21 protein-coding genes are annotated in these 22711 nt (G+C 41.7%); 16 read left to right on the top strand and 5 right to left on the bottom strand.

Annotated features, from left to right (window positions below):
• From AC59IL_RS38540 to AC59IL_RS38590, 11 genes are all read left to right on the top strand, one after another.
• Positions 1–332, top strand: a 332-nt coding sequence (locus tag AC59IL_RS38540; RefSeq protein WP_496557592.1) for a phosphopantetheine-binding protein, incomplete at its 5' end; no start/stop codon positions are given.
• 13 nt (positions 333–345) lie between these two features.
• Complete coding sequence (locus AC59IL_RS38545) at positions 346–1953, top strand: condensation domain-containing protein (RefSeq protein WP_496557593.1); 1608 nt, start codon at positions 346–348, stop codon at positions 1951–1953.
• A 29-nt stretch (positions 1954–1982) separates the two neighbouring features.
• The gene (locus AC59IL_RS38550) at positions 1983–3116 is read left to right on the top strand and encodes a glycosyltransferase family 2 protein (protein WP_496557594.1); all 1134 of its coding nucleotides are present in this window, start codon (positions 1983–1985) and stop codon (positions 3114–3116) included.
• Between the two features lie 33 nt (positions 3117–3149).
• Positions 3150–3986, top strand: coding sequence for a phytanoyl-CoA dioxygenase family protein (locus tag AC59IL_RS38555; RefSeq protein ID WP_496557595.1), 837 nt, complete (start codon positions 3150–3152; stop codon positions 3984–3986).
• Positions 3987–4122: 136 nt separating this feature from the next.
• Entirely contained in the window at positions 4123–6294 is a 2172-nt protein-coding gene (locus AC59IL_RS38560; RefSeq protein WP_496557596.1) for a peptidase domain-containing ABC transporter, read from the top strand.
• A 5-nt stretch (positions 6295–6299) separates the two neighbouring features.
• Complete coding sequence (locus AC59IL_RS38565; protein WP_496557597.1) at positions 6300–6749, top strand: hypothetical protein; 450 nt, start codon at positions 6300–6302, stop codon at positions 6747–6749.
• Between the two features lie 7 nt (positions 6750–6756).
• The gene (locus AC59IL_RS38570; RefSeq protein WP_496557598.1) at positions 6757–8064 is read left to right on the top strand and encodes a glycosyltransferase; all 1308 of its coding nucleotides are present in this window, start codon (positions 6757–6759) and stop codon (positions 8062–8064) included.
• A 17-nt stretch (positions 8065–8081) separates the two neighbouring features.
• Positions 8082–8963, top strand: a complete 882-nt coding sequence (locus tag AC59IL_RS38575) for a glycosyltransferase family 10 domain-containing protein (RefSeq protein ID WP_496557599.1) — start codon at positions 8082–8084, stop codon at positions 8961–8963.
• A gap of 17 nt (positions 8964–8980) precedes the next feature.
• Complete coding sequence (locus AC59IL_RS38580; RefSeq protein WP_496557600.1) at positions 8981–9856, top strand: glycosyltransferase family 10 domain-containing protein; 876 nt, start codon at positions 8981–8983, stop codon at positions 9854–9856.
• A gap of 156 nt (positions 9857–10012) precedes the next feature.
• Complete coding sequence (locus AC59IL_RS38585; RefSeq protein WP_496557601.1) at positions 10013–11716, top strand: acetylxylan esterase; 1704 nt, start codon at positions 10013–10015, stop codon at positions 11714–11716.
• 54 nt (positions 11717–11770) lie between these two features.
• A complete protein-coding gene (locus tag AC59IL_RS38590; RefSeq protein WP_496557602.1) occupies positions 11771–12412 on the top strand; it encodes a hypothetical protein in 642 nt (213 codons plus the stop codon).
• Between the two features lie 19 nt (positions 12413–12431).
• On the opposite strand, the gene AC59IL_RS38595 is transcribed toward AC59IL_RS38590, so the two are convergent.
• Positions 12432–13346: a DUF6929 family protein gene (locus tag AC59IL_RS38595; protein WP_496557603.1), complete on the bottom strand. Its 915-nt coding sequence runs from the start codon at positions 13344–13346 to the stop codon at positions 12432–12434.
• 500 nt (positions 13347–13846) lie between these two features.
• Positions 13847–14659, bottom strand: coding sequence for a hypothetical protein (locus AC59IL_RS38600; RefSeq protein WP_496557604.1), 813 nt, complete (start codon positions 14657–14659; stop codon positions 13847–13849).
• Between the two features lie 751 nt (positions 14660–15410).
• Here AC59IL_RS38600 and AC59IL_RS38605 point away from each other — a divergent pair.
• From AC59IL_RS38605 to AC59IL_RS38615, 3 genes are all read left to right on the top strand, one after another.
• On the top strand, positions 15411–16184 hold the full coding sequence (locus AC59IL_RS38605) for a helix-turn-helix domain-containing protein (RefSeq protein WP_496557605.1): 774 nt from the start codon (positions 15411–15413) through the stop codon (positions 16182–16184).
• Between the two features lie 79 nt (positions 16185–16263).
• On the top strand, positions 16264–16686 hold the full coding sequence (locus tag AC59IL_RS38610) for a VOC family protein (RefSeq protein WP_496557606.1): 423 nt from the start codon (positions 16264–16266) through the stop codon (positions 16684–16686).
• A 161-nt stretch (positions 16687–16847) separates the two neighbouring features.
• Positions 16848–18617, top strand: a complete 1770-nt coding sequence (locus tag AC59IL_RS38615; RefSeq protein ID WP_496557607.1) for a PQQ-dependent sugar dehydrogenase — start codon at positions 16848–16850, stop codon at positions 18615–18617.
• 102 nt (positions 18618–18719) lie between these two features.
• Here the strand turns inward: AC59IL_RS38615 and AC59IL_RS38620 are convergent, their stop codons facing one another.
• Together AC59IL_RS38620 and AC59IL_RS38625 are read right to left on the bottom strand one after the other, a co-directional pair.
• A complete protein-coding gene (locus AC59IL_RS38620) occupies positions 18720–19592 on the bottom strand; it encodes a pirin family protein (RefSeq protein WP_496557608.1) in 873 nt (290 codons plus the stop codon).
• Positions 19593–19668: 76 nt separating this feature from the next.
• Positions 19669–20217 (bottom strand): YceI family protein, encoded by a 549-nt coding sequence (locus tag AC59IL_RS38625; protein WP_496557609.1) that lies wholly within the window; start codon positions 20215–20217, stop codon positions 19669–19671.
• Positions 20218–20341: 124 nt separating this feature from the next.
• Here AC59IL_RS38625 and AC59IL_RS38630 point away from each other — a divergent pair, with 124 nt between their 5' ends.
• Positions 20342–20731 carry a winged helix-turn-helix transcriptional regulator gene (locus tag AC59IL_RS38630; RefSeq protein WP_496557610.1) on the top strand — a complete coding sequence of 130 codons (390 nt, stop codon included), beginning with the start codon at positions 20342–20344 and terminating at the stop codon, positions 20729–20731.
• Positions 20732–20920: 189 nt separating this feature from the next.
• On the opposite strand, the gene AC59IL_RS38635 is transcribed toward AC59IL_RS38630, so the two are convergent.
• Positions 20921–21580 carry an HdeD family acid-resistance protein gene (locus tag AC59IL_RS38635; protein ID WP_496557611.1) on the bottom strand — a complete coding sequence of 220 codons (660 nt, stop codon included), beginning with the start codon at positions 21578–21580 and terminating at the stop codon, positions 20921–20923.
• A gap of 642 nt (positions 21581–22222) precedes the next feature.
• Here AC59IL_RS38635 and AC59IL_RS38640 point away from each other — a divergent pair.
• On the top strand, positions 22223–22642 hold the full coding sequence (locus AC59IL_RS38640; RefSeq protein WP_496557612.1) for a hypothetical protein: 420 nt from the start codon (positions 22223–22225) through the stop codon (positions 22640–22642).
• Positions 22643–22711: the final 69 nt, after the last annotated feature.

Genomic DNA, 22711 nt, shown 5'->3' on the forward strand with positions numbered 1-22711 from the left:
AGGTAGATCGTAAATCGCTGCCGGCGCCGGAGCAGGGAGGAGGAGAAGATTATGTAGCGCCGCGCAATGAGGTAGAGCAGCGGATGAGTGTCATCTGGGAGCGGATACTGCATGTTGACCGGATAGGTATTCATCAGAACTTCTTCGAAGCGGGAGGTCATTCCTTATTGGGGATGCAGCTCATTGCCGCCATTAAGGAAGAATGGCAGGTAAATGTTCCCGTTAAACTGATTTTTCAGCCTGCTACAATTTCCCTGTTGGCCGAATTCATCCAGATGATGCTTCCCGGAGAACAGGATAGTATGACAGCATATGATATTGTTGAACTGTAAAAAATGAAAGGAAATGGGAAATGCAAGTATCAATCAGATCCTCACCCTCATGAGGAAGAGCCGGGAGGAGGGGGTAGAAGTGATCATCGCCGATCAGAAGATCACATTGCAAACATCCCGGCAGAAAAAAATCGATCCGGAGCTTATTCAGGGGTTTAAATTATACAAGGATGATATCCTTTTATATTTCAATCAGGAGCCGGATGATATCACGAAGTACGGCATGCCTGTGCCGGGTATTGAGAAAGAAGGACGGCATTATTTTGAGATCACGCCTACGCAGCGCTATTGGGTCCACAAGAAATTGGATAAAGATTATAAGGAAGGAGATGAAAACCATGGTTCGGCCATACATATGTATAAGCTCGAAGGAACGATTCGGAAAGATTTGTTCGAACGGGCGGTACTGGCATTGGTGGAAAGACATGAAAGCCTGCGGGCATATTTTGACCTGGTGGACGGAGCATACAGGATGTGCATAGCAAGTGCTGACCTGCCTTGTTTCAAGCCGTCGTTTATGGATGCAGCTGAAGAAAAGGATGATAAAAAAGTACAAACATTCCTGCAATTCACGCATCATAAATTTGATACCGCTGTTTCTCCTTTGTTCCTGTGCCGGCTGATTCGTGTTACAGAGCGTGAATATATTCTGTCGATAAAGCTGCATCATGTGATATTCGATATGATGTCGTCCCAGATCCTGCTGCGGGACCTGCATTCTTTATACCTGAGTATAGCGCAGGACAAACCGCCTGCTTTGCCGGTTCTGACTTTCCAATACAAGGAATATCTGGCGTATGAAAATCAATATACGAGGAAAAACAAAACGGAACATAAACAATACTGGCATCAATCGTTTCAACAGCTTCACGACGAAATTCTGATTCCTGGCTGTACAAGAAAAACTTCAACGGCTACCAACACCGCCGGAAAGGAGCATTTCGATTATGGCCCTGAATTGACGGCGAAACTGGTTGCTTTATCGAGGACGCATTCCGCCAGTATGTTCGAGATCCTGCAGATGACATTAAAGACCTGGTTGTTTTGCACAACAGGGAATAGCCGGCTTGCTATAGGAACCTATGTATTCGGAAGAGACCATCCCGGGGCCGAACATCAAATCGGCTGTTATGCAAGGACCGTTCTGATACGCACGGATCTGGAAGGAAGTGACACGGTAGAGAAAGCTATATGGAAGGTCAGAGGTGCGAATGAGGATATGCGTCGTTACCGTGCTTATACCCTGATGGAGGCCTCAGGGGCTATGCTGCCTGCAGGGCAGAAATTCATCGGTTGTTTTTGGAACATCAACATGCAATTCAATGATCTCAGGAGAGAGAAGCCCGGTACACCCGGTATCAGTTCGGGTCTTGTTTCCGAAAGCTCATTATTGGTGACTGTACTTCCCGATCTGCGGGCGGATCGTGTGGTAACCATCGATCTTGAACTGGAGATCCGGCAGATGGAGCATCAGATCGAACTTTGTGTGGTGTATAGTCATGGCATCTATGACGCAAAAGTGATACGTGATTTCTTTAGCAGGTATTTGCTGTTTACGACATACATATCGGACCATCTTTTTGCAACATTGCAGGATCTGCGCGTAAAACACATCAGGTAATATTTTCTTCATGGAAAAAATAGTGAATAATGCGGAAGTATTTGAACGAACAAAGATCGGCTTTCAAATGGATCGGGGAATCGCCTTTGGATAGCAGCAAAAAAGCATTGCTGATACCGCTGTATAACGAAAACGGAAACGACTTTGAAACAAGGCTTGGTTATTTCGATTCGGTTGCACGACAATTCAGCCGGGAGCTGGACGTGATCATCATTAATGACGGGTCGTCGGACGATAGCCTCGCCGCTATGATCGATTATAAGGAAAAGAATGATGCCGTATTTTATATTTCCTCTGTATTTCCAAACGGACAGAAAGTGGGTGCATTATTCCTGACCGTTCTTAATATCGCTCATGATATTGTTGTTCTTTCTGATTTCGATACTCAACTTATAGGGATCGAGCAATTATTCGGGGATTCCAAAGTTTGTTTGCACGATGATTTTATGGGGTGTTATTTTCGGATGCTTCCTTTCGATGGAAATGGAAACATATTCGAATTTCAGCAACTGGAATATTCCATTGAAAGAAGTATTTATAAATTTCACCGGAAAGAACACACGATACGGGTGATGCCGGGCGCCGGCTCCTGCTTTAAGCGGGATATTCTGCTAAGCATATACGGGCAACATAGCGGCCTTAGAAGTGGCGAGGACCGCGAAGCGACGATCATAGGGCTTAAGTTGGGTTATAAGGCATTTTATTTGGAGAATGTACTGGCATTGACAAAACCTCCCTCTTCTTTTAAATCGCTGGTCAAACAAAGGATAAGGTGGAACCTTGGTTACATTGAAACCTTTTACAAGGAATTATCTTATTACCTGCAGGAGATACGCAGGATGAGCGTCGTAGGCAGAATTACACTTATAGACTTGCTCGTGGTGGTGCTGATGATCCTGCTGCCTTATCTGATCTTCGGTTTGGGTGTTTGGGATTATGAAAAATTGCTGGCCTTTATTGCGTTGATCTATTTTTCGAAGATTGCATGGTGTATCTCTCTCCTGGCCATGTCTCCCGCTGAATCCCGGGAATTCATTCATAATAGACTGGGCGCCATCATCACTTATCCATTTATAAAGATCAGTCTGGATTCAATTTCCTGGACGGGTGCGTTCATCAGGTTTGTCAGTAATTGGCGATTGAGTAGAAAGAAGCGTGGATAGCATTTTCAATTGTATAATATTAAATAAAAAGATATGAAACTTACGACTGCGCAAATTGAAGGATATCACAATAATGGTTATTTGCTTCTGGAAAACCTTCTTTCCAAAGAGGAGATCGATTCCATTCGCAAGGAAGCAGATGAAATAGCTAAAGTGGACGGGCCTCAAAGGATATTGGAGAAGAATGGGGCTGTGAGATCGATATTTGCTCCGGAATCCTCGAGTGAACTGTTTGTTCGGGTTATCAGTTTGGATCGCCTGGTGCAACCTGCTATGCAACTAATCGGTCATGATGTATATGTACATCAGTCCAAAATAAATGTCAAGCAGGCCATGGCCGGAGACTGGTGGGAATGGCACCAGGATTTTACATTTTGGCATAAAGAAGACGGTATGGAAAAGCCCGATGTAGTTACGGCGATGATTTTCCTGGATGATGTAACGGAGTTCAATGCGCCCATGTTCCTGATCCCCGGATCTCATAAGGCTGGAATCGTTAGTGACGGACGCAATCATTCCGGCAATGTGGCGTTCGACAGCGAATGGTTCAAAGAATATTATGAAAGCACTTCCTATATGTCTGCGCTGACGACTAATTTGAAATTTACCATAGACCCAGGGCATATTTCGTACTGGGCAAAAAAGCGTGGGATCTATTCGGCTAAAGGGCCTGCGGGTTCAGTATTGTTTTTTCATGGAAATGTATTCCATGCCTCTACAAGCAATATTTCTCCATGGGATCGTAATACATATCTGGTAACATACAATAGTTTGGATAATACGATCCCTGAAATGCCTGACCAACGCCCGGGTTTTATAGCCAATAGAAATTTCGTAAAGATCACTCCTTCCGGCCAAAGTATCTTATAGCAGTATGATAAGTGTGCTGTAGTAAAAGCCGCATTTTATTATGCAGTCTTTGCTAAGATGACTTTTAGCAGATTCGTTTAATTTGTTTATCCCTTTACCCTGTTGATGCATGGTATGATTTCAATAAAACACTAATATGAATGATGGCATAACCTGTTTACGTATTATTTTACAATATTATGGTAAAGATCTTTGCGAAAACAGCCTCAGTAAATTGATAGTCGTACCACAGGATGGCCCTTCTTTGCAAACGATCAGCCGGTTGGCTGAAAAGGTTGGGTTCCGCACAAGGATCCGCACGGTGACATACGATTCGTGGTCGAAAGAAATAACCCTTCCCTGCATCATTCATTGGGGTAATTCGGGGTTTGCGGTACTGTGTAAAAAGGGAAAATGGAAAGACAGTAAAAAGAAGGAATTTTTATCCGGTAACCAGGAGGTACTTGTATTTGACCACAAAGAGCTTTCGGATCATTGGTTATTGAATGCCATCGATGGTAGCAGCGAATTTTGCAAAGTCCTGCTGCTCGATCCAACGGCGAAATTTTATGCCGGTGAAGGGAAAGGGAGCATTAAATTCGGATGGAAATTTGTCTTTAATTATCTTTCGAGATGTCGCAGGATGCTGGCCAAGATATTCGTTACCCTGGCGCTTGTGTCTGTTATTCAGCTGATCTATCCCTTCCTGGCCAAAAACATATTCGATATTGGTATCGGCTATCGCAGTACCGATATCGTTATATTATTTCTTTGTTGCCAGCTGGTGTTTATGTTGAGTAAGATCTCTCTGGATTTTATACGTGGCAGGGTTTTGCTGTACGTTTCCACCCATGTCAATTTGAACCTGCTCTCGGATTTTTGGATTAAGCTGAATCGCCTGCCGATGCTTTATTTCAATACCAGCCGTTCGGGGGAGATTTTACAGCGTATCCATGAGAATGAACAGATTCAGTCATTTTTAACGGGGCAAACACTCAATACTTTATTCTCGTTGCTGAACTTTATTGTATTTGCTTTACTTCTTGTAACCTTCAAGGCGAGCCTGTTCGTAATATTTACCGGCGGTATGCTTGCTTATTTCGCCTGGATGGCCTTGTTTAACAAGGCGCGCAGGGGATTGAATTATAAAATATTCGATGCAACCAGCCGTGAAAACGAGGCTACGTTGCAATTCATTCGGGGCATGGAGGAAATCCGATTGAATAACGTGCATCAACAGAAGCGATGGGAATGGGAAGATATCCAAATGGACCTTTTTCGAAAAAGGCTGAAGCTGCTTTCCGTTACACAATATCAGCAGGCCGGGGCAATATTTTTCAGTCAAACAAAAGATGTATTGCTGACTTTTATAGTTGTTCAGGCGGTTATGAAGGGGGAAATGTCATTTGGAGCAATGTTGGCCGTTCAATATATTCTTGGACAATTATCAGGACCGGCGGAGCAATTCATCAACTTTCTTCAGGATGCGCAGAGGGCTAAGATGGCTGTGGAGCGGTTAAATGAAATACATGGTATGGAAGAAGAAGATGCCGACGCGGTTAATCCCGGGAAGAGTGTTCCTGCCGGCAAGGGGATAAATATCAGGGACCTCTGTTTTTCGTATCCCGGTTCGGGTTATGGGCCTGTGCTTAAAAATATCAGCTTCGATATTGAGCCAGGCAAGATGACTGCCATTGTGGGGGCAAGCGGTAGCGGCAAAACGACCCTTTTAAGGATATTATTAAAGACCTACGATGGATATCAGGGGAGCATGAGCATGGGCGACGTAGATCTTAAGGACGTGAGCGCATCGGATTGGAGGGAAAGATGTGGGGCTGTTTTGCAAAACGGATTTATTTTCAACGACACCATTGCCCGTAATATTGCGGTGGGAGATGAGGAGATCGATCAGTCGAAGCTCATCGAGTCTTGTAAAATAGCCAATATCTATTCATTTATCAAATCATTGCCCGAAAGTTTCGATACGAAACTCGGCGCCAGTGGCCTCAATATCAGTCAGGGGCAAAAACAGCGGTTGTTAATCGCACGGGTTGCCTACAGAAAACCTGATTTTGTATTTTTCGATGAACCCACCAATGCTATGGATGTGCACAATGAAAAGGAAGTTGTTCGAAATATCCGGTCACACTTCAGGCAAAAGACCGTTGTCGTTGTTGCACACCGTTTGAGTACAGTAAGAAATGCCGACAAGATCATCGTTCTCGAAGATGGGTGTATAATCGAGGAGGGAACGCATGATGAACTGGCCGGTATGCGGGGAAAGTATTACGATTTTATCAACAATCAACTCGATATAATTGAACGTTAACCTATATGTATAGCAGTTACATCGGCAATGACCGAAGCTTTTTGACTAAATGGGCAGTATTGCTAATGATCTCCATGTTGATTGTGCTGGTGCTGGCGCTCCTGTTCTTTCCCCTTGATCAGCGGGTAAGGATACCTGCGGTGATAGATCATTCAAATACACAAGGTAGCCTGGTACTGAAGATTATGCCCGGCAGGGATACAGATAATTTCGATAGTGCCACGAAAGTACAACTGTGCCTGAAAGACTTCCCATGCGATTTGTATGGTTATGTATCGGGTAGTGTTCAGAAGGGCATGAATAATAATATGCATAGGGATTCGCCTTCTTTTTTGAGTGTGGTGGTTGGCGATACAACTTATGTAGGTCATGTCGTCACATACAAACCCGGATCAACTGTGTGGATCAGTTTTTCGATTCACCGCCATGGCGGTTTTTATGCGTTTTTAAATTAAGCCAACTATGAGTAAATCTAAATTGATTTTGGTATTTATGCACGGCGCATCGGGTCTTAACGCCAGCTTTAGCTTATCACATCTTCTTGTTGACAGGGGGCATGACCTTATTTATTTAGGTAGCGAGGACGACCGGAAATATATTGAACGGCAAGGGTTCAAATTCCATTCCTTCGATATAACCCCAATGCTGAAGGAACAGGAAGCAGCTATCAAAGAGCTGAAGTCGATCACCAGGATGCGCTTTAACGTAAGACAATCACTGCGGCTATTCGAATATTTGTTTAGTCAGGCTGAAAAATGGATCATGGAGATGCAGCCCGACCTGGTGTTGCTGGATGCGAATTCGCAGATTTTTTCCGTTCCCTTCATCAACTGTAATATACCCATTATAAACATGAACTGCACCCTGGCTTCCTTTTATACAGCGGGCCGTCCACCGGTATTTACCGGGCTTTTTCCATCTGCAGATGGCAATTTTTTTTCGAAACTGAAAGCCGACCTCGCGTGGAAGAAGCTGTTTTTTAAACAGCGTTACCGGGAAATTACATATAGAGCCCTGCTACGTTTTGGATTCGGTACGGAAAAGTATACATCCCTTCAGTCTCGCATCAAACGATCGGGTATTGGACTGGCAAGAACGGAGTACGGGCTGACATTGCGGGTGCCGCAGATCACGCTGGGGCCTAAATGCCTGGATTTTCCCCGGCAGGAAGATTCTAACGGAAGGTGGTATACGAATGCATGTGTAGACGAGCATAGAAAGGAACCTGAGATGGATCTCAGCTTTCTGCAGGAAGGAAAGAGCCTGATATATTGTGCCATGGGAACCTGCAGTGGTCACTACCATGCCCACAACCTGTATCGCTGTCTTTTTGCGGTGATGAAGGAGCTGCCCGACTGTCAGCTCATATTGCAAACTCAGAAAATTAAGGACCTAAGCAGGTGCGGGCCAATGCCTGAAAATGTGAAGGCATTCAAGATGGTTCCTCAGATCGAAGTGCTTAAAAGAGCTAGGTTATTCATCACGCATGGTGGATTTGCTTCTTTTCGGGAAGGAGTTTATTTCGCAAAGCCAATGATCGTTTTCCCGGGTTGGCATGATCAGCCGGGAAATGCAGCCAGGGTTGAGTTTCATAAATTAGGGAAGCGCGGCAGTATGCGGAAGATTACGCCGTCGCATTTGCTTGGAATGATCCGGGAGGTATTGAATGACGAGTCGATAAAGATTTCGCTGCATGATATGCAGAGCAATTTACGCAATGACCGGGATCTGCATGATACGATTTCCCTGATCGAAAGCTATGGTAATTGATCCAAAAGAATAATACTATGCGATCCAACATAATTCTGATATACAACAAGGCCTGGGGTTGGTCGGATGTCCCTTATTTCTCTCCCATAGGAGATTTTTTCCTGACAAACGATCATTCTTATAGAGATCAGGCGGTAGCGCTGATCATTCATATGCCTACCCTTAAGCCTTCGGATCCGATATTAAACCGTGGCATGAAAAGGGATGATGAATTGTGGGTCTTCTGGTCGATGGAATGCGAAGCGAACTACCGTTGGCAATACCAACCTCATGTGCTGGAGTTGTTTGATATTATGGCTACTTATAAGCTGGATGCCGACATTCCCATGCCTTATCTGGATTTACGTTACCGGGAGAGCTTCAAACGGCCCCCGTTAGCTAAAAGCGCATTCGTCAATGCTTTTATATCAAGCCGGTTTAATCTTAGCAAACGACTCGAATTGCTGGAAGAACTGATGAAGTATATCGACATACATTCCTATGGAAAATGCATGAACAACCGCAATCCTGGCAATGATGAAGGTACGGTGACGAAGGAGAATGTAATTGCTGCTTATAAATTTACCATTGCATTTGAGAATGCAATCGCTAAGGATTACGTTACTGAAAAGTTTTTTCAGCCTTTGGTCGCGGGGTCGGTTCCCATTTATCTGGGAGCCCCTAATATAGAGGAATTTGCACCGGGAAATAAATGCTTTATTAATGTTAGCGATTTTTCGTCGGTGCGTGAACTGGCAGATTACCTCCTGGCGTTGGATGCCGATCCTGTAAGCTACGAAGCTTATCATGCCTGGAGAAAAGAGCCTTATAGAGATGCAATCACGGCGAAGTTCGACCTGATTGCTACAGATGCGTTATGGCAGCTTTGTGAAAAGATCAGAATGCTAAAAAAGGTCTGATAGTGATAAATGATACTATGCGATCCAACATAATTCTGATATACAACAAGGTTTGGGGGTGGACGGATGAACCACATTTTTCTCCCATAGGAGATTTCTTCCTGACAAACGATCATTCCTATAGAGATCAGGCGGTAGCGCTGATCATTCATATGCCTACCCTTAAGCCTTCGGATCCGATACTAAACCGTGATATGAAAAGGGATGATGAATTGTGGGTCTTTTGGTCGATGGAATGCGAAGCGCACTACACCTGGCAATATCAGCCTCATGTGCTGGCGTTGTTTGATATCATGGCTACTTATAAGCTGGATGCCGACATTCCAAGGCCTTATCTGAGATTACAATACCGGGAGAGCTTCAGACGGCCCCCGTTAGCTAAAAGTGCATTCGTCAATGCTTTTATATCAAGCAGGTTTAATCAAAGCAAACGACTCGAATTGCTGGAAGAACTGATGAAGTATATTGACATACATTCCTATGGAAAATGCATGAACAACCGCAATCCTGGCAATGATGAAGGGAAGGTGACGAAGGAGAATGTAATTGCCGCTTATAAATTTACCATTGCATTTGAGAATGCAATCGCTAAGGATTACGTTACTGAAAAGTTTTTTCAGCCTTTGGTCGCAGGATCGGTTCCCATTTATCTGGGAGCCCCTAATATAGAGGAATTTGCACCGGGAAATAAATGCTTTATAAATGTTAGCGATTTTTCGTCGGTACGTGAACTGGCAGATTACCTCCTGGCGTTGGATGCCGATCCTGTAAGCTACGAAGCTTATCATGCCTGGAGAAAAGAGCCTTATCGAGACGCAATCACGGCGAAGTTCGACCTGATTGCTACAGGCCCGTTATTGAAGCTTTGCGAAAAGATCAAAATGCGATTCTAAACAAAAGCACTGGTGGAAGTTTTGGTAGATTATTAGTTCCGGCTACGAAATTTTCTTAATACTATTTACTAACATAAATTTACACGGCAAGCTTATACATAAATTTTGCCGGCACTTCCGCTTTGCAATAATATTTACCAGGGCTTGTTAGATAATATGAAAAAGCTAATAATTCTTTCGTTCATTTTGCTTTTGTTTTCAAATACTCCCTTTGCACAAAACTTTTTATCGCCGGCATGGAAAATAAGTTTTAGCGATACCACCCCTGAACTTCAAAATAAGTTCAACATAAATAACTGGAATAACATTAACCTGCTGCTGTCATGGGAACGTCAGGGGTATTACTGGCATAATGGAAAGTGTTGCCTTGCGAAAAAGTTTATCGTAACGGAAAATTATAAAGACGCAAATTTTTTGCTCACGCTTAGTTTACAATGCCATGTTGAAAGTATTTATATTAACGGTAAATATGTTGGCGGAAAATTGCCAAACCAGTTCTGGTCGCGTAACCGGGGTGCTCAAACTGTTTACCAGGTTCCCAATGATGTGTTGGTTCAGGGTGGGGATAATTTAATTACCATATTTGCTTCTGATCTTTCTTATACCGGCGGCAAAAGCTATAATCTGTGCCTGTTAACGCCATCAAAAGCTGACAATTATTCTGATCTGAAAATTTCTGTTCCAGCTAAAGATCATTTGTTTTCTACCGGCGACAAAAGCGCTTCCATTAACCTTGAATATAAGGCCCGTCAAAAAGGTTCGATTGAGCTATTTATTGTTTCTGATTTTCACGATACTGTAGTACACAAAACGCTTAATATAAAAGCCGGAGAAGGAACTATTCCTTTCAATTTCACAAAGGAAATTACGCAGCCCGGCTTTTATGAATGTACGGCGGTCATGAAAGATATCGGTTTTGCCAGTGCTGTAAAATGGTTTGCCATGTCTCCTGAAAAAATTCAGTGCCCGAATCAAACCATTCCGGGTTTTAAAAAATATTGGGAAGATGCACTTGCCGAATTGAAGAAAGTAGCGCCTGCATACAAAATCAAAAAAGTTGATAGTCTTTGTACCGGCAATCGTGATGGTTATATCGCTGAAATGAGATCTATGGGTGAAATCACTATCAGAGGTTACTACTTTGTTCCCCGCACCAGTGGTAAACATACTGCAATACTCCATGTGCCAGGTTATGGATATGGATTTGATAATGGAAAACCATTTATTAATAGCAATGACGATATTATTGAACTGGCTATTTGCGTTCGTGGACATGGAATCAGCGCCGATGTTTTTAATCCGGGTTTTGACATCCCGGGTATTTGGGGATATAAACTTTGCAGCGAAAAAGAAAATGCGTATCGCTCGATTTATATGGATTGCGTTCGTGCAGTTGAATTTTTATTGAGCAGACCGGAAGTTGATGCCAATAAAATAGGTGTGATGGGCGGAAGTCAGGGCGGTGGATTAACATTGGCTACTGCAGGTTTATGCGGTGACAAAATTAAAGCCTGCGCATACTTTGATCCATTTGTATGCGACACCCGCGATCAGTTAAGAATAAGAACTATGTGCAATACAGAAATCAAATCATATTTGAAATATTACAACGATGCATGCTCATTTAATGATGCGCTCCATGTTCAGGACCTGATCGACACGAAGGGATTTGCAGATTGGATTACCTGCCCCGTGTTTTTTGCCACGGCTTTATTTGATGATGATTGTCCACCGCACATGGGATTTGCTGCTTATAACAGGATCAAATCGCCGAAACATTTTAAAATTTATCCGAACGACAGTCATCTGGGTGAATCAGGTGAGTATACAGAGATTAAAAAGTTTTTACTTAGGCAATAGTGCATTCAAAATTCGGATTTGAGGGAAAGACAATCAACAACAAATATTTAATGAATGACAATTACCCTAAAACATAATGACCTGACTATCGAACTATTTGATGATTCTGCATTTGTTCAATCTACAGACAGCCCGACTTCGTATGACATGGTCATTCAATCTGATTCGGACAAATCATATTCGCCAAACTCACAACATGCCGTTAAGGTTTACAAAGACAATAACCCGTTTAAATCTGCTATAATATTAGCCAGTGGTGGCGGAACTCGCGTTCATAGTGACACCGCATTAATTGATGAGGGCAATCTCATTATTCGTTGCTGCAACAAATTATTCAGCCTTACACTTCCCTATTTGGAAATCAATTGGGTGACAGAAGTGGACGAGGCGACCTGCTTTTCAGTCCATGAATACCAGAACACATATATATCGCATGGTGAATTGTCTATAGCGCGAATAGACCGAGCAGGAAAAATACTTTGGAGCTATGGTGGAGCAGATATCTTCGTTTGCCTTTACGAAGGCAATGCTTTTGAAATGCATGATAGCTATATTGCATTGACAGACTTCAATGGAAGTACTTACCGAGTTGGCTATGACGGTAAAACAATAAACTATGAAGAGTCAAACTACCATAAGCAAAAGCCACTTTCAGTTCTCATGAAGCCCCGAAAACGTTGGTGGAAGTTTTGGTAGATTATTAGTTCCGGCCGGCTCATGCCAGCCGATTCATGGTTACTTTAATATTGAACAGTTTGCTTTCGCCATTATCATTATCACTGATCAGGTGAATGGTAAACTCATTGCCATTCACTGCTTCAACGCATAAGCCTTCAATTTTTTCTTTTTCAAATTCATTATTTATGGTACGCAGGTTGATCATTTCATCTAAGATTAATTCGGGGTGATGGAGTTTTTCAGTGAAATTATATATCCATCCGATATAACTGTCGCCAATAATGCCATCATCATAGGAATTAGTGGTAGCCTCGCTGGATAAGGCAAAAAATAAAATATTGTTTGATTCTATGTAACATAGTTCCGAAACCCCAATAAATTCCTTTGCACTTACAGGTAACGTAAGCTTTTGTACAATAAAAGATTGCTTGCTTTCAGTAACCAAACCATCTTTTTGAGTAATAATAAGATGGTTCCATGGATTTGCTGTATTTCCCCGGTTACTTAATACCAGATTGTCTGCAATTATAGTGGATCCTTCTATATTCACCTCCTGGATACCATTTGTTTTTAATTGGGCAAAAAATACTTTATTATAAAAAAATGGTTGAAATAGGGTAGCAGGGGCAACAACGGCATTGGCAACACGTAAAAGCAATGCTTTTTTTCTTTCTTCACGCGAACCTGAACCTATCACTAACAAATGCAGTATGCCATTTAATTCCAACAGCGTTGAGGTTTCAAAATCTGTTTTTTCTGATTTGGGAATTCTTTTTGTCGGATAGTTAAACAGTTGAATGGAATCAATCTGCGTATAATCATTATCAAGTATTAAAATATTGTTAGCGTCATCTCCTATGAGATATAATTTCCCATTGTAATAATTAATAGAAGACCCAGACGGGAAATCTGTAAGCAATGAAGATTTTATTAATTGAATCTCAGATTTCAATTTGTGTTTGTTTAAAATTTAAAGGTTGGGTTAATAATCCCTGCGTCGAGATTGTAAAAATCAACATCCCGTGAAACCTGGCGGGAACCTTCCGTTTGAACTATCCGGAATTTCCGGATAGTTGCTTCCCTTTCCAACTCGCCGGAACCGAATATGTTTTGCAAATGCTCATTAATTGTTCTCACATCTACATTAAACAATTCCGCCAGTTTTTTTGCGACAGCCAGAACGTTCCCGCTTCAAAGAACACTTCAATAGTGGCTTTGCCTTCAGGAATGCTATATAATAATATTTCGAATTTTTCCATGTTGAGTCTGTTTTAAACAGCCAGTTGTAGAGTATTTTCAGTTTTCAAATGTGCGGAATAATCCTATTGTTTAGCAAAATATTTCCTTTATCTCCAAAACAAAACGGGGCCGTTTTCGCAGCCCCGCCTGAATCTTTCGACTTCGCTCGCGCAAACAGGGGGCAAAGCATGCCCATTGCCTGCTACCTGTTTTCTAAACCATGCCCAACACTTTGGCGCCACCAACGTATTTAACCATTTCAATCTGGCCGTTTACCATGTTGCCGAATGCAATACCCACACCCAGTAATAAGCTATGGCTGTTGAGGCGGCCTTCTTTTAAAAAGCCGGCATAACTATCGCGTAACTCATTTAGTTGAATAGAAAATGCAGGTGAGGGAGCCACCGGCAACCAATCTGTTTCTTCTTGAGCCCAGGAATACATTTCTATATTATTCTCCGTACGATATCCTGCAGGATCATAGAACATATCTTCCACAATGCCTATTGTCACGAGGAACTTATACCAGCCATATTTTCCCGGGTTGAAAAAGTTTGTACCTGGTATCAGCGCCGGAAAAGTAACAGAGCCCTTCAATGTTTTTTTTGACAGCGTATATTTAATTGGGCTAGCAATAATAGTATTGAATGGCGTGCGTCGGTTGAGATTAAACCCCTGCAGCAATCCCGGATTCTTTGATAAAACTATATCACGCTGCCCGTGCTCATGTTCGGTATCGAGCGCCTGAATGGGTATAAATAATGAATTGAGCGGACCGGCGATATTGTAATCGCTCAGGTATTTGAACAGGCGGAGTGCGCTCATTACGTGGCTGACAATTTTAGCCCTTCCGCCAAATTCCATATTGTTCTTACGGGTGGTGGCAAAGGATTTCTTTGTTTGTATCTGTCGTTTGGTAGGACCGCCTTTTGTACGCACGATCAGCTTATCTGATCCCCTGACTTTGTAAACGGATATATTGCTTACGGTGCCTGTGTAGGCCATTGGTGGTTGAAATTTTCCCATAATAGTGGTTTAATGGTATGTAAAATATTTATATGTAATTTACGCGCAAATGTGTATCTTCGTACTAACGTACGGGTTATCTATATTTTACACATTATACCTGCGTATACTCACGATTATTCCGGCTATAATAGCCTTCACTTTCTGTCTTATTGTTTTCTTACTGTTGTTTACAGCTGAACTCTTCCGGGAGCGTACCAGGGAGGTATCCGGATCGTATTATGTTCGATAATCTATCGTATTTATCAGTTGTCTATGCTGTATGTAAGTCGTACATATTCCGTTCCTTTAAAGGATGGGCTTATATACGGGATATATACGAGACATGTACGAAATAAATACGGGAAACTACCTAAGCAGGTACGAGCCAAACCCTGCCCCGGTTAGTCCCCGGACAAAAGAATCAATAATAAAAAGGTGATTGGGAAGTAGAGAAAGAGAAGAAGAAAATTTTCAGCTTTTTCAGTTCAATTTTGACCGCAGGCGGCAAACTGAAATATAAAGCCGTGCATTAAAGATACAACTTTTTGTTAACGGCTGGTATTCTTTCGTTTCCAAATCGCTCTGTTTTTGTTGTCAGTCTTTCCAATATTTCCTTATGTGTCATTGGAACTGTTCTCCCATAGAATTTTTCATTGAAAAAATAGTCTTCTATTGGCGCCCGGTATGTTCAAAGTATCATTTAATATCATTAATTTAAGGGTTGAGGCAATTGACAACAGAAGTACCAATAACAGCAAATTTGTACAAAATGAACGTCAGCAACCTTTTGCCAAACGATAAAATTGCAGCATATGTAGACAGGATATTAGTAATTGAAAATAACCAAATTACTACTCCATTTATTTTACCACTTTATGCCAATGGTGTTCCTACAATACTTTTTAAATCAATAAAAGGAAAATTGGGGAATGATAAATCACATCATCTTACACTTTTCGGACAAACCGTTTTGCCTGAATCGTTGACCTTAACCGATGACTTTACTTTAATTGCTTACTTTTTTAAACCTTATACGCTAATACCTCTTTTTGCAGTGACAGCCCAGGAATTGACAGACAAGCCAATTGATTTAAATTTATTGTTCTCAAAACAATCTGCTGCACTCCAGGAAAAATTATTGAATGCCGGTACCATCGATGATATGATTGGTTTATTAGACAATTTTATTATAGGTTTAATAGCCAGATCAAAAAGTGAATGCCCGCTCATAAAATATGCAACTACACAAATTGCCGGTAATCCTTCAAAGGAATCGCTGATTATTGTTCAAAAAGAATTGCATATGACCGAAAGAACTTTTCAAAGAATGTTTGAAAAAAATATTGGTGTAGCGCCTAATCTTTACCGGCGTATTTGTCAATTCAATGCAGCCTTTACTCAACTAAACAATAGAAATCATCACAAATTATCTGATATCGCATTTCAAAACGGATATGCTGATCAAAGTCATTATATCAGGGCATTCAAAGAATTTACTGATATCACCCCTAAGCAGTACCTTAATTATGGTTCGGAAGAGTAAAAAATGATTTTGTCGGGATTGTTCTATTTTAAGACCGTTGCCTGTTATTACTTTGAATTCTAATTAAAAATGATCAATTATGACAAATCAAATTTATCCCTGCTTATGGTTCGACGGGCAGGCAAAAGCCGCAGCAGATTTTTATTGCTCCATTTTTGAAAATTCAAAAATTACAGCCGAAAACCCCATGGTAGTAGCTTTTGAATTGAACGGAAAAAGGTTTATGGGCTTAAATGGTGGCCCGAAATACAAATTCTCTCCTGCTACATCGTTTGTAATAGAGTGCGGTTCACAGGCCGAGATAGACTACTATTGGGAAAAGCTGGGCGAAGGTGGTAAATATGATCAATGTGGCTGGCTTGATGATAAATTTGGTGTATCCTGGCAAATTGTACCAGCCATATTACCAAAGTTAATGGCAGATCCGCAAAGAGCGCCGAGAGTAATTGATGCTTTTATGAAAATGTCGAAGTTTAACATTGAAGAATTAGAAAACGCATAACAAAACGGGGCCGCTTACGCAGCCCCCATATTCATTTACATATTGTTTTTATAACCCGTAAACGGGGCCGCCTGGTTCTTATCAGTACTTGCTACAAGTAAAATTAAAGCAGAATAGCAATCTATTAAGCAATTAAGACTTATTGATTATAAATATCACAAATGATACTATTTTGTGATATTAAAAATCATATAGTAAAGGAAGAAGAAATGAATTTATATAAGAACCATGTACTGGCAACGTTTTTTTTATTATTGCTTTTACCCTTTAATGGAACAACACAAACGCAGTTTACCGACACTACAGGCCTGAAATTACCCGAAGGTTTTTCCGCAATTATTGTTGCAGACAAGCTCGGTAAAACGCGACATCTGGTAGTAACCCCTCAAAACGACATTTACGTACGGCTCGCACGGCCGGTGAATGGCAAAGGCATACTGCTGCTGCATGAGGAAAATGGAAAAGCAACGTTGAAATTCGGCTTTGGTAATTATGGGGGCACAGGTGTTTATCTGCGGGATGGTTATTTATATACATCTTCCAACTCTGAAATATTCCGATACAAAGTAGATGCGAACAACCAGGTAGACACAAATTCGGTAGAGCGTATCGTGACCGGTTTGGTCGACAAAGGCACCCACGAAACAAAATCTATCATGATGGATAAGGAAGGCAACATGTATATACCTATTGGCTGCCCTTTGAACTCATGCCAGGAAAGCGACCGCCAGAAAGGTTCTTTGGGCATTGCAGGTTGTCCGCTGCTCGAAACAACCGGTGGCGTGTGGATGTTTAAGCGTGATAAAAAAGATCAAACTTATGCCGATGGTATTCGTTATGCTACCGGTTTGCGCAATGTGGTGGCCGTTGACTGGAACTATCAAAGCAATAAGTTGTTTGTGATGCAGCATGGAAGAGATCAGCTGAATTTTATTTTTCCCGATCTGTATACAACAAAAGACAATGCCGAGCTGCCCGCAGAATGTATGTATGCTTTAAACAAAGGAGATAACGCCGGCTGGCCTTTTATTTACTATGATCGTTTTCAAAAAAAGAAAATGCTGGCCCCCGAATATGGCGGTGATGGCAAAAAAGAAGGAAGCGCTGACTTCATTGATCCGGCAGCTGCTTATCCCGCACACATGGCCCCGAATGGTTTATTGTTTTATACCGGTAACCAGTTTCCTGAAAAATACAGGAACGGAGCCTTTATTGCTTTTCATGGATCATGGAACCGTGCACCCGAACCTCAGGCCGGTTTTTTTGTAGTGTTTCAGCCTTTTAAAAATGGAATGCCTTACGGTGAATGGGAAGTGTTTGCCGATAACTTCTCCGGTTCTTCAGAAAAAACCGCCAATGGCCGCGCTGATCATCGTCCATGCGGACTGGCGCAGGGCCCCGATGGTGCTTTATATGTAAGTGATGATAAAGGCGGCACTATCTTTAAAATATCATACAATAAAAAAGAAAGCCCGGTAAAGGCCGCTATAAAGGCTGCTCCTGCAAAACAACCTTTAACAGCTAAAAAGTCAACTCCTGGCACAGCGGCAAAGAAAACAGTAGCAACAACAAAACCTGCAACCAAAGCAGCACCGGTTGCAAAACCTGCTTTTATCGCCGGCAAAACGGTGTACCTGCAAAATTGTGCAGCCTGTCACCAGGCCGATGGGGGTGGGGTACCCGATTTGAATCCGCCGTTGTCTAAAACGGGTTATGTGTTGGGTGATAAAAGCCGTTTGATCAATGTGGTGCTCAAAGGGCTCAACCAGCAACCGGTAGATGGTGAAAAATACGGCAATGCTATGCCGCCATTGAATTACCTCACCGACAAGGATATTGCCAATGTGCTCACCTTTATACGCGGCAGTTTTGGCAACAAAGCAGGCTCTATAACTGAAGAGGATGTAAAGAAGACAAGGGTAAAGAAATAATTCAATTAATTATATGGCTCCGGCGAGTTTGCCCGGAACCCCGAAATAAAGGATCGCTTAATCGCGGTCCTTTTTTAACCGCTTTCACCCAAGTCCCAATAGCTACCACACAAACCGTTGTGTTTGCGGCACGGTGGAAATATGTTGCATTTTACCCTGGTTGTATTCGTGATACAATCGCCTGATATCATCGGGTGTATCGCCAATAAACGGACCATGTGAAACAATGGCGTCTCCCTGAGGCTGTCCGGCATAGAGCACAAAACGGGCGCCGGCCCCGGTTGCAGTTACGATCAATTCACTTTCAGCTGTATCCGAAAAACGGTCTAACCATCCTACCTGGTCATGCTGCAACAGCTTTTTATCTTCCCCAACCTGTACACTTCCATTAATAACATATAAAAAAGTGCTGTATGCAGCCGGAATTTGCTGTACCATGGTAATGCCGGGTTGCATGTTTATGTCGGCTATTATTACAGGAACATAGTTCCGAACAGGAGAGGAGAGGCCGGCGAAAGAACCGCTATATACCTTTATGTCCAGTCCGTTTTCAGAGGTGTGCGGCACATGTTCCAGTGAAATATCCTGTAACCGGGGCAATGCCCATCTATGCTTTTTAGGAAGGTTCAGCCATAATTGCAACAGCCGCATCTTCGTTTTCTTTTCTATGGTTTCGGTATGAATGATGCCGCTGCCTGCTGTCATCATTTGCAGATCACCCCCTTTCATGGTATGGTCATCATCTCCCATTTCGCCTTCCAGTAATAATGAAACCGTTTCAAAGCCTGCATGCGGATGGGGCCCTCCAACGGGTGTTTCATCTTTTTTATCGAGCATATCATCCATCAGCATTATAAAAGGATCACTATTGGTATAGGCTACCTGTATCACGGGCCGGGCGATATGGCCGTGTCCGAGAAACCCGGGTTGCCCGGCCGGCGTTTGTATATTGACGAGTTTTCTTTTGATTGACATATGAATATTTTATAAAAGTATTGCATCCGATGGATGAGCCATGGGATGCATATACCCAATATTTTAAAAAACAGCCTTAAGCCGCTACTACAGCTGCCTGCTTCACCAGTTGTAATTCGCTGTTGATCTTTACTTCTTCACCCAGTCCCAGGCCGCCTGTTTCCATCACCTTATTAAAATTAATACCCCAGTCGCTACGGTTGATTTTGCCGCTAACTGAAAAACCTGCTCTTTCGCCACCCCAGGGATCCTTAGTAACGCCGCTGTATTCAACCTGTAATTTCACTTTTTGGGTAACGCCTTTCATGGTAAGATCGCCGTACACGTAATATGTTTCACCATCTATCTTTTCAATTTTGGTAGATACGAAGTGTAGCTCAGGATGTTTTTCAACCTCAAAGAAATCGGAATTACGAAGATGCGCATCCCGTTGCTCATTATTGGTGTAAATAGAGCTCATGTCGGCTTTTGCTTCAATGCGGGAAGTGGTGAAATCATCACCGTTTGTTTCTGCCTGTACCTGAAAGTTTTTAAATGAACCCGATACATTGCTGATCATCAGGTGTCTGATTTTAAATCCTAATTCGCTGTGTGTTGGGTCCAGCGTCCATTTTGTTGTTGCCATATCTTTGTGTTTTTGTTATCTGAATATTTTGTTTGACAACACAAAGCTACCTACATTTGGTATACAATGTATAGCGCTATACTTTTGTATACCACTATCCTTCAGGTAAGTAAAGCGGGTAATTATGAATCATGTAAAAAAAGAAAGTGAGCACGGCGAATGCATGGGTATTTTGCGGCCTGTGCGGGATGCTCTGGATATGTTAAGCGGTAAGTGGAAGCTGCCCATTATTATTTCCCTTTCGTTTGGTGAAAAACGGTTCAATGAAATAGCTAAAGAGGTACAGGGAATAACAGCCCGAATGTTATCGAAAGAGTTACGTGACCTGGAATTAAACGGTCTGGTTAAACGTACGGTAGAAGAATCGTACCCCGTTAAAGTTACCTATTCCCTTACGCCTTATAGCAAATCGCTCGAAGAAGTTATTGAGGCGCTAAAGAAATGGGGAATAATGCATCGGAAAAAATTACTGAATGAATGCAGTACGCACAAAAAGAAAACTGCCAAAAAGTAATTACTGCATAACACCGGCTAATGAAACCGCCTGCATGTTAGCCGGCAGTTTAGCGGCCTTATCACCAGTGCAGGGGTGAAAAGAAATAACAGGTATGAAAGGATACATAATGAGGTGCAGGAAAAATATTCATTGCCGGTTGCAATTTGCTTCTCCTGCCATTGGCAGGAGAAGCAATGATGTTTACAACTAAGCAATGTGTGCTGTGGTTTTAGTTCTATGTAATTGTTGATTGTATTCCTCTTCCAGTTTTTCTATTTTGTTTTTTAAATCATTACTTAACTGGTTAGGCAGATTTTTTAATTTCTTCATATGAAAAGCTAATACAATACCTGTAATGCCAACGAAAATAAATGCAAGGGCTGTAAGCGTAACTAAGGAAAAAGCTGTAAATACCGGGTGCCCGATTAAAAGCAATGAAGCAATAATTCCAATAACGCTTACCAATGCTAAGTTTCCCCAACTTAAAATACCATAATTTTTAAGGTCAAAAGCCAGACCCAAAGCCTGAAACGACCTGAATAATAAGCTAAACCCGATCACAAAAGGCAGGGTTGTAATGGGAATTTCAGGGTACATTATTAATAAAATGCCCACCAGAACGCTTAAAATGCCCCCTGTTAAATACCAGCCCCAATCATCAATCACTTTTTGGTTTACAATTGAAAAGTAAATTTCCAAAAGGCCTGTAACAATCAAGGAAACAGTAAAAAATATAGTTAACGTTAAATAGGTTTCCAACGGAACGGTAAAAATATAAATACCCATGGCTATAAATAACAGTCCAACTATCATTGGAACGTACCAATGTTTTATGGTATTACTGATGGTCTTAAGAAAGGTTGTCATAATTGAAATATTTATTTGTTAGTGAATGGCTTGATTTTATCTTTTGCTTTTAAAAATGCCGCTCACAATGAATGAAAAGCATGTGCAAAGCCTGTTATAGAACCTGTTTAACGGAACTTTGCAGTATACTTATTGTGTTGACCGGCTTCGCTGTTAACCTGTATCAGGCAAATAATAGCAGCCTTGATGCTTCTGTATGTAGCTTTAAAAATGTTGTCTTATTTTCAGATCCCAGGGGCGCGGGTGTCTAAGTCAACTGATGCAGATTGCTTATTTAAAGATAAGTTTTTTACTTCTTTATCTAACTGTTTCAACAGTAATTTTCCTTCCGGAAAATACAAATCTCTTGTTCGCCAGGTGAAGGGTGGGCCGACAATACAAAAAATACAAGCATTCTTTCATCGTCTGTTATGAAGCTGTCTCCCTTTTTTAATAAAGATTGCGAAAAGTTTAATTGAAATTGCAGATTCAAAATTATTTACATTTGCTATACATTCTACAACAGTAGAATATAGTGAAGTAGCGGAAAGGATTTGAAACCGGTATTACTTGCCATCCAGGAATGGGGTAAGAAGCATCGCAAAAAGATCATGCATTCCTGACGGTTACAACACACATTAAATCCATCAAAGAGTACCCTATATGCGACTTATTATTGTACTTCTAACCTCTGCTATAACTTCGGTTTTATTTATTTCCTGCAGCACTTCATCCGAAAAAGGAAGTTGCAGTCAATATAAAACAGGTACATTCCGGTATCATGTAAAAGGTAAAAATAACGGCTACTGGTTTGTTATTGAACGGAATGATTCAACCCAACAGGAAACCAATGAAAAAACACAGGCTACCACTACAGCTTCAATTAAATGGACATCAAATTGTGCCTACGAACTCCGGTACCTGGAAGGAGCAAAACATTTATCATCTTCGTCATCCCGGTTAAAAAAATCAACGGTGATCAAAACGGAAATATTAAAGATGACTGATGAATACTACATATTCAGATCGAAGAGCGATATAAGCGATAAGTTTTTACAGGATACCATGTGGGTTGAAGATTAAGTTTGTAGTTTTATTATTATGAACTATTTAATATAAAAAACAACCCCGCCCAAAGGCGGGGTTCACTAT

It is taken from the genome of Niastella sp. sgz303648 (genome assembly GCF_059587045.1).

Excerpts from the sequence above, each read along its gene's own strand:
- AC59IL_RS38545 (WP_496557593.1), top strand. The coding sequence starts at position 346 with ATGGGAAATGCAAGTATCAATCAGATCCTCACCCTCATGAGGAAGAGC.
- AC59IL_RS38550 (WP_496557594.1), top strand. The coding sequence starts at position 1,983 with ATGCGGAAGTATTTGAACGAACAAAGATCGGCTTTCAAATGGATCGGG.
- AC59IL_RS38555 (WP_496557595.1), top strand. The coding sequence starts at position 3,150 with ATGAAACTTACGACTGCGCAAATTGAAGGATATCACAATAATGGTTAT.
- AC59IL_RS38560 (WP_496557596.1), top strand. The coding sequence starts at position 4,123 with ATGAATGATGGCATAACCTGTTTACGTATTATTTTACAATATTATGGT.
- AC59IL_RS38565 (WP_496557597.1), top strand. The coding sequence starts at position 6,300 with ATGTATAGCAGTTACATCGGCAATGACCGAAGCTTTTTGACTAAATGG.
- AC59IL_RS38570 (WP_496557598.1), top strand. The coding sequence starts at position 6,757 with ATGAGTAAATCTAAATTGATTTTGGTATTTATGCACGGCGCATCGGGT.
- AC59IL_RS38575 (WP_496557599.1), top strand. The coding sequence starts at position 8,082 with ATGCGATCCAACATAATTCTGATATACAACAAGGCCTGGGGTTGGTCG.
- AC59IL_RS38580 (WP_496557600.1), top strand. The coding sequence starts at position 8,981 with ATGCGATCCAACATAATTCTGATATACAACAAGGTTTGGGGGTGGACG.
- AC59IL_RS38585 (WP_496557601.1), top strand. The coding sequence starts at position 10,013 with ATGAAAAAGCTAATAATTCTTTCGTTCATTTTGCTTTTGTTTTCAAAT.
- AC59IL_RS38590 (WP_496557602.1), top strand. The coding sequence starts at position 11,771 with ATGACAATTACCCTAAAACATAATGACCTGACTATCGAACTATTTGAT.
- AC59IL_RS38600 (WP_496557604.1), bottom strand. The coding sequence starts at position 14,659 with ATGGGAAAATTTCAACCACCAATGGCCTACACAGGCACCGTAAGCAAT.
- AC59IL_RS38605 (WP_496557605.1), top strand. The coding sequence starts at position 15,411 with ATGAACGTCAGCAACCTTTTGCCAAACGATAAAATTGCAGCATATGTA.
- AC59IL_RS38610 (WP_496557606.1), top strand. The coding sequence starts at position 16,264 with ATGACAAATCAAATTTATCCCTGCTTATGGTTCGACGGGCAGGCAAAA.
- AC59IL_RS38615 (WP_496557607.1), top strand. The coding sequence starts at position 16,848 with ATGATACTATTTTGTGATATTAAAAATCATATAGTAAAGGAAGAAGAA.
- AC59IL_RS38620 (WP_496557608.1), bottom strand. The coding sequence starts at position 19,592 with ATGTCAATCAAAAGAAAACTCGTCAATATACAAACGCCGGCCGGGCAA.
- AC59IL_RS38625 (WP_496557609.1), bottom strand. The coding sequence starts at position 20,217 with ATGGCAACAACAAAATGGACGCTGGACCCAACACACAGCGAATTAGGA.
- AC59IL_RS38630 (WP_496557610.1), top strand. The coding sequence starts at position 20,342 with ATGAATCATGTAAAAAAAGAAAGTGAGCACGGCGAATGCATGGGTATT.
- AC59IL_RS38635 (WP_496557611.1), bottom strand. The coding sequence starts at position 21,580 with ATGACAACCTTTCTTAAGACCATCAGTAATACCATAAAACATTGGTAC.
- AC59IL_RS38640 (WP_496557612.1), top strand. The coding sequence starts at position 22,223 with ATGCGACTTATTATTGTACTTCTAACCTCTGCTATAACTTCGGTTTTA.